This window comes from Pseudomonas sp. GW821-FHT09A09 (assembly GCF_059418405.1).
Genome location: NZ_JBWKPU010000029.1, coordinates 49,141 through 59,394 on the forward strand (window position 1 = coordinate 49,141; position 10,254 = coordinate 59,394).

5 protein-coding genes are annotated in these 10,254 nt (G+C 63.2%); 4 read left to right on the forward strand and 1 reads right to left on the reverse strand.

Annotated elements, in window-relative coordinates:
* The first annotated feature begins 160 nt into the window (after window positions 1-160).
* From AC07OV_RS22430 to AC07OV_RS22440, 3 genes are all read left to right on the forward strand, one after another.
* Entirely contained in the window at window positions 161-532 is a 372-nt protein-coding gene (locus AC07OV_RS22430) for a translation initiation factor Sui1 (protein ID WP_005784408.1), read from the forward strand.
* A gap of 143 nt (window positions 533-675) precedes the next feature.
* Window positions 676-2,589 (forward strand): arginine decarboxylase, encoded by a 1,914-nt coding sequence (gene speA / locus AC07OV_RS22435; RefSeq protein WP_494998165.1) that lies wholly within the window; start codon window positions 676-678, stop codon window positions 2,587-2,589.
* A 116-nt stretch (window positions 2,590-2,705) separates the two neighbouring features.
* The gene (locus AC07OV_RS22440; RefSeq protein ID WP_495093004.1) at window positions 2,706-3,599 is read left to right on the forward strand and encodes an alpha/beta hydrolase; all 894 of its coding nucleotides are present in this window, start codon (window positions 2,706-2,708) and stop codon (window positions 3,597-3,599) included.
* Here AC07OV_RS22440 and AC07OV_RS22445 read toward each other — a convergent pair.
* Window positions 3,544-4,881: an MATE family efflux transporter gene (locus AC07OV_RS22445; protein WP_494998163.1), complete on the reverse strand. Its 1,338-nt coding sequence runs from the start codon at window positions 4,879-4,881 to the stop codon at window positions 3,544-3,546. The genes AC07OV_RS22440 and AC07OV_RS22445 overlap by 56 nt on opposite strands.
* 419 nt (window positions 4,882-5,300) lie before the next feature.
* On the opposite strand from AC07OV_RS22445, the gene AC07OV_RS22450 reads away from it, so the two are divergent.
* Window positions 5,301-10,202: an alpha-2-macroglobulin gene (locus tag AC07OV_RS22450; protein ID WP_495093005.1), complete on the forward strand. Its 4,902-nt coding sequence runs from the start codon at window positions 5,301-5,303 to the stop codon at window positions 10,200-10,202.
* Window positions 10,203-10,254 lie beyond the last annotated feature (52 nt).

The following is a 10,254-nucleotide window of genomic DNA, read 5'->3' on the forward strand; positions in this document are numbered from 1 at the left end:
CCCCCCCCCCCCCCCCCCCCCCCCCCCCCCCCCCCCTGCTCCTACAGGTAGGGTTGAACCCTGGTGGTACGGTAGCGCTGCCCCTGCCTGAGTGGGGCTTCGCGGTCGGTCACCTCTTTGCAGGGGCCGATCAGTCTTTGTCCTCCCAAGAGGATTGCCGGTGGCCAAAAAAGCCGCATCCTTCGCCGCCCTTGGTGGCCTGGTATTTTCCACCGACGCAGGTCGACACTGCCCGGACTGTCGTCAGCCCGTGGATTCGTGTACCTGTAAACAGACCCTGATCCCCGAAGGCGACGGTATTGCCCGCGTGCGACGCGAGAGCAAGGGCCGTGGCGGCAAGACGGTGACCACCATCACCGGCGTGCCGCTGGCCGAGGATGCCCTGAAAGAACTGGCCACCACGCTGAAAAAGCGTTGTGGCACTGGCGGCGCGTTGAAAGACGGCGTCATCGAGATCCAGGGCGATCACGTCGAGTTGCTGTTGGCCGAGCTGATCAAGCTCGGGTACAAGGCCAAGAAGTCCGGCGGCTGAAAGCCTCTTCCCGACCTGTGTCTAAACTCTGTCCTGCGTGTGGGGTCCTACCTTCCACGCAGGCAAATCGTCATTTTCATTCTTTAGACTGCGCCAGCCTCTGATGGGGGCGGTGCCTTCGACTTCATTTATAGGGGACTTCGATGTCCGTACGACGCACACGCAAAGACGATGGCAGCCAATGGACAGTTGCGGACAGCCGCAGTGTTTACGGGATTCGCCATTGGGGGGCCGGGTATTTCGCGATCAATGATGCCGGTCGCGTTGAAGTCCGTCCGAACGGCCCGAACAGCACGCCCGTCGACCTGTACGAGCAAGTCGACGAGCTGCGCAAGAGCGGCCTGTCGTTGCCGCTGCTGGTGCGCTTCCCCGACATCCTGCAGGACCGCGTACGCCAGCTGACCGGCGCCTTCGATGCGAACATCGAACGCCTGGAATACCAGAGCAAGTACACCGCGCTGTACCCGATCAAGGTGAACCAGCAAGAAGCGGTGATCGAGAACATCATCGCCACCCAGAACGTCTCCATCGGCCTGGAAGCCGGCTCCAAGCCCGAGCTGCTGGCCGTGCTGGCCCTGGCGCCGAAAGGCGGCACCATCGTTTGCAACGGCTACAAGGACCGTGAGTTCATCCGCCTGGCGCTGATGGGCCAGAAGCTGGGCCACAACGTGTTCATCGTGATCGAGAAAGAATCCGAAGTCGGCCTGGTGATCGAAGAAGCGGCGAGCCTCAAGGTCAAGCCTCAGGTGGGCCTGCGCGTGCGTTTGTCGTCGCTGGCCTCGAGCAAGTGGGCGGACACCGGTGGCGAGAAGTCCAAGTTCGGCCTGTCGGCGGCGCAACTGTTGTCCGTGGTCGAGCGCTTCCGCGCGGCGGGCCTGGATCAGGGCATCCGTCTGCTGCACTTCCACATGGGCTCGCAGATCGCCAACCTGGCGGACTACCAGCACGGGTTCAAGGAAGCCATCCGTTACTACGGCGAGCTGCGCAACCTCGGCCTGCCGGTGGACCACATCGACGTCGGCGGCGGCCTGGGCGTGGACTACGACGGTACGCACTCGCGTAACGCCAGCTCCATCAACTACGACATGGACGACTACGCGGGCGTGGTCGTGGGCATGCTCAAGGAATTCTGCGATGCGCAGAGCCTGCCGCACCCGCACATCTTCTCCGAAAGCGGCCGTTCCCTGACCGCCCACCACGCCATGCTGGTGGTGCAGGTCACCGACGTCGAGAAACACAACGACGACGTGCCGGAAATCGAGAACAAGGAAGCCCTGCCGGAAACCGTGCAATGGCTGGTGGACCTGCTCGGCCCGACCGACATCGAGATGGTCACCGAAACCTACTGGCGCGCCACCCACTACATGAGCGACGTGGCCGCACAGTACGCCGACGGCAAGCTGACCCTGGCGGAAAAAGCCCTGGCCGAACAGTGCTACTTCGCCGTGTGCCGCCGCCTGCACAACTCGTTGAAAGCCCGCCAGCGCTCGCACCGCCAGGTGCTGGACGAACTCAACGACAAGCTGGCCGACAAGTACATCTGCAACTTCTCGGTGTTCCAGAGCCTGCCGGACACCTGGGCCATCGGCCAGGTATTGCCGATCCTGCCGCTGCACCGCCTCGACGAAGAGCCGCTGCGCCGTGCCGTTTTGCAAGACCTGACCTGCGACTCCGACGGCAAGATCAAGCAGTACGTCGACGAGCAGTCCATCGAGACCAGCCTGCCGGTGCACGCCTTGAACGAAGGCGAGGACTACCTGCTGGGTATCTTCCTGGTGGGTGCTTACCAGGAGATCCTGGGTGACATGCACAACCTGTTCGGTGACACCGACTCGGTGAACATCTACCAGCGTGAAGACGGCTCGGTGTACAGCGCCGGGATCGAGACCCACGACACCATCGAAGATATGCTGCGCTACGTGCACTTGTCGCCGGAGGAGTTGATGACGCACTACCGTGACAAGTGTGCGAGCGCGAAGATCAGTGCGAGTGAACGTACCCAGTTCCTCGACGCGTTGCGCCTGGGCCTGACCCGTTCGTCGTACCTGTCTTCCTGACAACACCGACCTTGTAGGAGCCGGCTTGCCGGCGATGAGGCCCTTGAGACGTGCAAGTATTTCAAGGACGCCATCGCCGGCAAGCCGGCTCCTACAGGTGATAGTCGAGGTGAATGATGTCGAGCAAGCTCCTGCAAGCGTTCACCCTGGCACTCGCCGCCTTCCTGGCAGCCTGCTCCCCCATCAATGTGCTCAACGCACTCACTCCCTCCAGTACCTTCACCAAAACTTCTGCCATTGCCTACGGCACTGATCCCCGGCAGAAACTCGATATCTACCGACCCATCCCGGCGATCTCCAATGCCCCGGTCGTGGTGTTTTTCTATGGTGGCAGCTGGAACAGCGGCTCAAAGGACGACTACGGTTTCGTCGGTGAAGCCCTGGCCTCACGCGGTATCGTCGTCGTTATTGCCGACTACCGGCTCTACCCGCAAGTGCGTTACCCCGCCTTTCTACAGGACGGCGCCCAGGCGGTGGCCTGGACCTACAAGCACATCGCTGGGTTCGGCGCCGACCCAAAACAGCTCTACGTGATGGGCCACAGCTCCGGCGCCTATAACGCGTCGATGCTGGCGCTGGATGCGCGCTGGCTGAATGAAGTGGGCTTGTCGCCTTCGGTGTTCAAAGGCTGGATCGGCCTGGCCGGGCCGTATGACTTCCTGCCGATCGAGAACCGGGATGTGCGGCCGGTGTTCTTCTTCCCGAACTCGCCGCCCGAGTCCCAGCCTATCAACCACGTCAGCGGCGGTGCGCCGCCTGCACTGTTGCTTGCGTCAACCGACGACAACCTGGTCAACCCAACGCGCAATACCGGTGGACTGGCGAGCAAGTTGCGCGCCGCTGGCGTGCCCGTCCAAGTGTCCTATTTCACCAAGACCAGCCATGCGACGTTGGTGGCTTCAATCTCCCGGCCGCTACGCTGGCTGGCGCCGGTGCTGGACCGTGTGACCGCGTTTATCCAAGCCACTGATTCTGCCGGTTCAGGCGCCACGCAATCGCCCACAAAGTAAGGCTGCGCAGGGCCATGAACAGCAGGAAGGTGATCCACAGCCCATGGTTGCCCAGGCCCTGCAACGTCCAGGCGAATGGCAGCGTCAGGGCCACGGTGAGCAGCATGCCGTTGCGCATCTCCCGCGCTCGGGTGGCGCCAATGAACAAGCCGTCCAGCAGGTAACTCCACACTGCAATCAGTGGCAGCACCGCCAGATACGGCAGGTAAATGTCGGCGGTTTCGCGCACGCTGGGGATATCGGTCTGCATGGCTATAAATAGGTGCCCGGCGAAGGTGAACAGCAAGGCAAAGCCGAGGCTGGCGATCAGCGACCAACCTCCGGCCACCACCAGTGAACGGCGCAGGGATTGGCGGTCATGGGCGCCGATGGCGTGGCCGCACAGGGCTTCGACGGCATGGGCCAGCCCGTCCAGCGCGTGGGCTGTCAGTAGCAGGCCATTGAGCAGCAGCGCATTGGCCGCCACGGTGGCATCGCCCAGGCGTGCGCCCTGCACCGTGATCATGAAAAACACCGACTGCAGCGCCAGGCTGCGGATAAAGATGTCGCGGTTCACCGCCAGCAGCGGGCGCCAACTTTCCCAGACCTTCAGCGCCGCCCAGGCAATATGCCCCGGGTAGGCGCGCAAGGCCTTTTGCGTGAGGGCCAGGCCAAGCAGGGCGCCGGTCCATTCGGCCACGACCGACGCACGCGCCGAGCCGACAACGCCCCAGTCCAGTCCCAGGACGAACCACAGGTTCAGGGCGATGTTCACCAGGTTGGTGGTCAGGAGAATCGCCAACGGTGCACGGGCGTTTTGCGTACCGAGGAACCAGCCGACCAGCGCATAGCTGGCCAGCGCGGCGGGCAGGCCGAACAGGCGGGTGTGGAAAAATTCGCGGGTGAGTTCATTGAGTTCGGGGGAGGGTTGCATCCATTCCAGGGCCAGGTGGCTCAAGGGAATGCCCACCGTGCCCAGCAGCATCGCCAGCCCCAGCGCCAGCAACAGGCCTTGCAGCAGGATCTGCCGCAGCGCCGCGCCGTCATTGCGCCCGGCGGCCTGGGCGGCAAAACCGGTGGAGCCCATGCGCAAAAAGCCCATGGCCCAGGCGAGAAAGGTGTACAAGCTGGCGCCGACGGCCACCGCACCCAACTGATGGGCATGGGGCAGGTGGCCGATGACCATGCTGTCGACCAGCGCCACCAACGGCACCGAGATGTTCGATAGGATCATCGGCGCGGCCAGGGCCCAGACGCGGCGATGGGTAGGGCGGTGGCGCCAGTCGTTAAGCAGGGCAGTCATCAAGGTTCCTCGGTGGAGCGGCATTGTAACCGCCCCTCCCTCACACCGCAGAACCAATGTAGGAGCCGGCTTGCCGGCGATGGCGGTATGTCAGTCACCGGATATGGGGCATTAAACTACGCCATCGCAGGCAAGCCAGCTCCCACATTCGACCGTATTTCAAAGCATGGATCCGGTCACCTGTAGGAGCCGGCTTGCCGGCGATGGCGGTGGACCAGTCAATAAAAATGTGGCTGAAAGACCGCCATCGCAGGCAAGCCAGCTCCCACAGATTCCTCGGTGTGTGTGGGATTTGGCTTGGCTTTACGTCTTGTAAAGAACCAAACCACCCTCCGTCGGTCAATGTGACCAGCACCACATCGGCCGCCCACGGGCTGATATATAGTTCATCCCTCGGACCCTCTCACTACGAGTGCCTCATGCTTAACAAAGGATTGTTCCTGGCCTGCGCGCTGGCCCTGCTGAGCGCCTGCGATTCTTCCGATAAACCGGCTGCCCCGACCGCGAGCCCTGCGGCGGCAACCGTTGCGCCCACGCCCGTCAAGGCGGCGGTGGATGTGGCGGCGCTGAAGCAGCGCTACGCCGGGCGCGAGTTAAGCGTGGTGGACGTGTCCGAAGTGCAGCTCGACGGTGCCAGCACGCTCTCCGTGAGCTTTTCCATCCCCCTGGATCCCGATCAGAAATTCGCCGACAAACTCCATCTGGTGGACAGCAAGTCCGGCAAGGTCGACGGCGCCTGGGAAATTTCCGACAACCTCATGGAGCTGCGCCTGCGCCACCTGGAGCCCCAGCGCAAACTGGTGCTCACAGTTGACGCCGGGCTCAAGGCAGTCAACGGCAACACCCTCGCCGCCGACTACAACGACCGCCTGGAAACCCGCGACCTGCAAGCCACCGTCGGCTTCGCCAGCCGCGGCACCCTGCTGCCGACCCGCCTGGCCGAAGGCCTGCCGGTGATCGCGCTGAACGTCGACAAGATCGATGTCGAATTCTTCCGCGTCAAACCCGGCTCACTGCCAATGTTCCTCGCGCAGTGGGGGCGCAATACCAGCCTGCAAAGTTATGAAGCCCGTGAACTGCTGCCGATGGCCGACCTGGTCTATGGCGGGCGCTTCGACCTGAACCCGGCACGCAACACCCGCGAAACCCTGCTGCTGCCGATCGCCGGCCTCAAGCAATTGCAGGAGCCGGGCGTGTACCTGGCGGTGATGCGGGCTTCCGGCACCTACAACTATTCCCAACCAGCCACGATGTTCACCTTGAGCGACATCGGCCTATCGGTGCACCGCTACGCCAATCGCCTGGACGTGTTTACCCAAGCGCTGGAAGGCGGCAAGGCATTGGATGGCGTCGACCTCGAAGTGCTCGATTCCGAAGGCCGTGTACTCGGCCAGGGCAAGACCGAGAAGGGCGGTCACGCCGAGTTGCCGTTGCCGAAAAAAGCCCGAGTGCTGCTGGCCAAGCAAGGCGAGCAGACCAGCATGCTGCGCCTCGACAGCGCTGCCCTGGACCTAGCCGAGTTCGACATCGGCGGCCAACCCTCGCACCCCTTGCAGTTCTTTGTATTCGGCCCGCGTGACCTGTATCGCCCCGGCGAAACCGTGTTGCTCAACGCCTTGCTGCGCGACAAGGATGGCAATGCCGTCAAGCCGCAACCGGTGAGCGTCGAAGTGCGCCGCCCGGATGAACAGGTGAGCCGCAAATTCGTGTGGGATGCCGATGCCTCCGGTCTCTACCAATACCAATTGCAACTGGCCGGCGAAGCGCCGACCGGGCGCTGGCAACTGGTGTTCGACCTGGGCGACGGTAAACCGCAGTTGTATGAATTCCTCGTTGAAGACTTCCTGCCGGAACGCCTGGCACTGGAACTCAAGGGCAGCGACACCGCCTTGAGCCCGGCGGACAACCCGGTGATTCACGTCAACGGTCGCTACCTCTACGGTGCGCCGGCCTCGGGTAACCGGGTCAGCGGCCAGGTCTATGTGCGGCCGTTGCGCGAGGCGGTCAAGGCGCTGCCGGGTTACCAGTTCGGCTCCATCACCGAAGAAGAACTGAGCCAGGATTTCGAACTGGACGAAAGCGTGCTCGACGCCAAGGGACAGGAAGACCTGACCCTGGAAAGCAAGTGGGCCCACGTCAAATCGCCGTTGCAATTGATCGTACAGGCCAGCTTGCAAGAGTCGGGCGGTCGGCCGATCACCCGGCGCCTGGTGCAGCCAATCTGGCCGGCCGAGCAATTGCCGGGCCTGCGTGGGCTGTTTGATGGCAAGGAAACCAATGGTGATGGCCCGGCAGAGTTCGAAGTGCTGGTGGCCAACCAGGATGGGCAGAAACTCGCCGCGCAAAACCTCAAGGTACGCCTGGTGCGCGAGCGCCGTGACTACTACTGGAACTACTCCGACAACGATGGCTGGAGCTATCACTTCAACGAGAAGTTCCTCAACCTTGATGAGCAGACCCTGAACATCAAGGCTGGCGACACCGCCAAGGTCAGCTTCCAGGTGGAGTGGGGCCCGTACCGTGTGGAGGTCGAAGACCCGCAGACCGGACTGGTCAGCAGCCTGCGCTTCTGGGCCGGCTACCAGGCCCAGGACAACACCGAAGGCGGCGCCGTACGTCCTGACCAGGTCAAGCTGGCGCTGGACAAGCCGGCCTATGGCGACGGTGATACTGCCAACGTCACCGTCACCCCGCCCGCGGCGGGCAAAGGCTACCTGCTGGTGGAATCTGCCGAAGGGCCGCTGTGGTGGCAGGAAATCGATGTGCCGGCCGAAGGTAAAAGCTTCGCTGTGAAGCTCGACCCGAAATGGTCGCGCCATGACCTGTATGTGAGTGCCCTGGTGATTCGCCCGGGCGAGCGCAAAGCCAACATTACGCCCAAGCGTGCCGTGGGCCTGCTGCATCTGCCGCTGGACCGCACCCAGCGCAAGCTCGGCGTGACCCTCACCGCGCCGGAAAAAATGCGCCCCAAACAACCGCTGACCGTGAAGGTCGCCGCCAGAAATGCCGATGGCAGCGTGCCGAAACAGGTGCATGTGCTGGTGGCGGCGGTGGACGTGGGCATCCTCAATATCACCGAATACCCGACGCCGGACCCGTATTCCAGCCTGTTCGGCCGCAAGGCCTATGGCGTGGACCAGTTCGACATCTACGGCCAGCTGATCGAAGCCGGCCAGGGGCGTCTGGCCAGTCTGGCGTTCGGCGGCGATGCCGCCTTGGCCAAGGGCGGCAAGCGCCCGGACACCAGTGTGACCATCGTCGCCCTGCAAAGCGCGCCGGTGGTCTTGAATGACAAAGGCGAGGGTGAGGTCAGCGTCAATATCCCCGACTTCAACGGCGAACTGCGCCTGATGGCCCAGGCCTGGAGCGACGACCGCTATGGCATGGCCGAAGCCAAGACGGTGATTGCCGCCCCTCTGATTGCCGAGCTATCGGCCCCGCGTTTCCTGGCCGGTGGTGACCAGACCACCCTGGCGCTGGACCTGTCCAACCTGTCGGGCAAGGCACAGAAGCTCGATGTGCAACTGACGACTGAAGGGCAGTTGGAGCTGGTCAACAGTGCCGCGCAGACCGTGGAGTTGAAACAAGGCCAGCGCACCACGCTACGCATCCCGGTCAAGGCCTGGGGCGGGCTGGGGCAGGGCAAGGTCAAGGTCACCGTGAATGGTCTGGACCTGCCGGGTGAAAACCTGCCGCCGTTCAGCCGCGAATGGACCTTGGGCGTGCGCCCGGCGTATCCGGCGTTGCTTAAACATTACCGTGCAGTGCTCAAGGACCAGCCGTGGAGCCTGCCCGCGGGCACTCTGGATCAATTCGATGCGTCGGGGCGCGAGGCGCTGCTGAGCCTGTCGAGCCGGCCGCCGCTGAACCTGGGGGCGCAGATCCGCGCGCTCAAGGCGTACCCCTATGGCTGCCTGGAGCAGACTGCCAGCGGTTTGTATCCGTCGTTGTATGCCGATGATGCGTTGCTCAAGCAACTGGCGATCAAAGGCGAGTCGGACACTGAACGCAAACGCAAGATCGAGCTGGGCATCGAGCGTTTGCTCGGCATGCAGCGCTACAACGGCAGCTTCGGCCTGTGGGGCGCCGATGGCGAAGAAGAATATTGGTTGACCGCCTATGTCACCGACTTCTTGCTGCGCGCTCGCGACCAGGGCTTTGCCGTACCGCCCGAGGCCTTGAAGAAGGCCAGCGAACGCCTGCTGCGTTATGTGCAGGAGCGCAACCTGATCGAAGTCGACTACAGCGACAATGCCGACCACACCCGCTTTGCCGTGCAGGCCTACGCGGGTATGGTCCTGGCACGCAGCCAGCAGGCGCCTTTGGGTGCATTGCGCAGCCTGTTCGAGCGGCGCAGCGATGCGCGCTCAGGCTTGCCGCTGGTACAGCTGTCGATCGCCCTGCAGAAAATGGGCGATCAGCCACGGGCGGACCAAGCCTTGCTCGCCGGGTTGGGAGTGCAGCGCAACGCCAAGGAATGGCTGGCCGACTACGGCAGCCCATTGCGCGACCAGGCGATGATCCTGGCGCTACTGGAGGAGAACGACCTGGCCAAGGGCAAGCGTGAGGAACGCCTGTTTACGCTCTCGGATTTGCTGGCGGCCAGCCCGTACCTGTCGACCCAAGAGCGTAATTCGCTGTTCCTCGCCGGACGCCTGGGGTTTGCCAAGCCGGACGCGAATTGGCAAGTGACGCTTACCGGTAGTGGGGGTGTGCAGGAGCTAAATAATCAACAGTCGACGCTGGCGCTGGATAGCAAGCTGCTGTCGAGTGACCTGAGCCTGAGCAATCATGGTGAGGCGCCTGTTTATCAACAACTGACGATCTCGGGGTATCCACAACTGCCTCCAGCAGCGGGTGGGGATAACTTGAGCATCCGTCGCGACTACCTGGGCATGAATGGCCAGCCGTTGAACCTGCGCAACCTCAACAGCGGTGACCTGGTGCTGGTGCATTTGGCGGTGAGCGCCAAACAGCGCGTGCCGGATGCCCTGGTGGTAGACCTGCTGCCGGCCGGCCTGGAGCTGGAAAACCAGAACCTGGCGCAAAGCGCCGCCAGCCTGGAAAACGCCAGCAGCCAAGTGAAGGAATGGCGTGAGTCGATGCAGAATGCGGCCCTCAAGCACCAGGAGTTCCGCGATGACCGCTACGTGGCGGCGCTGAAGCTGGAAGAGTCTGGCACGACCCACCTGCTGTACCTGGCACGGGCTGTAACGCCAGGCACTTACCGGGTGCCGCCGCCGCAAGTGGAGTCGATGTACCGGCCGAACTGGCAGGCAGTGGGTGAAACCCCGGCCGACCTGGTGATCAAAGGCAAATAACCTGTAGGAGCCGGGGTGGCGGGGGGGGGGGGGTTCCAGGGCTCCCCCCCCG

Excerpts from the sequence above, each read along its gene's own strand:
- speA (WP_494998165.1), top strand. The coding sequence starts at position 676 with ATGTCCGTACGACGCACACGCAAAGACGATGGCAGCCAATGGACAGTT.
- AC07OV_RS22450 (WP_495093005.1), top strand. The coding sequence starts at position 5,301 with ATGCTTAACAAAGGATTGTTCCTGGCCTGCGCGCTGGCCCTGCTGAGC.
- AC07OV_RS22440 (WP_495093004.1), top strand. The coding sequence starts at position 2,706 with ATGTCGAGCAAGCTCCTGCAAGCGTTCACCCTGGCACTCGCCGCCTTC.
- AC07OV_RS22445 (WP_494998163.1), bottom strand. The coding sequence starts at position 4,881 with ATGACTGCCCTGCTTAACGACTGGCGCCACCGCCCTACCCATCGCCGC.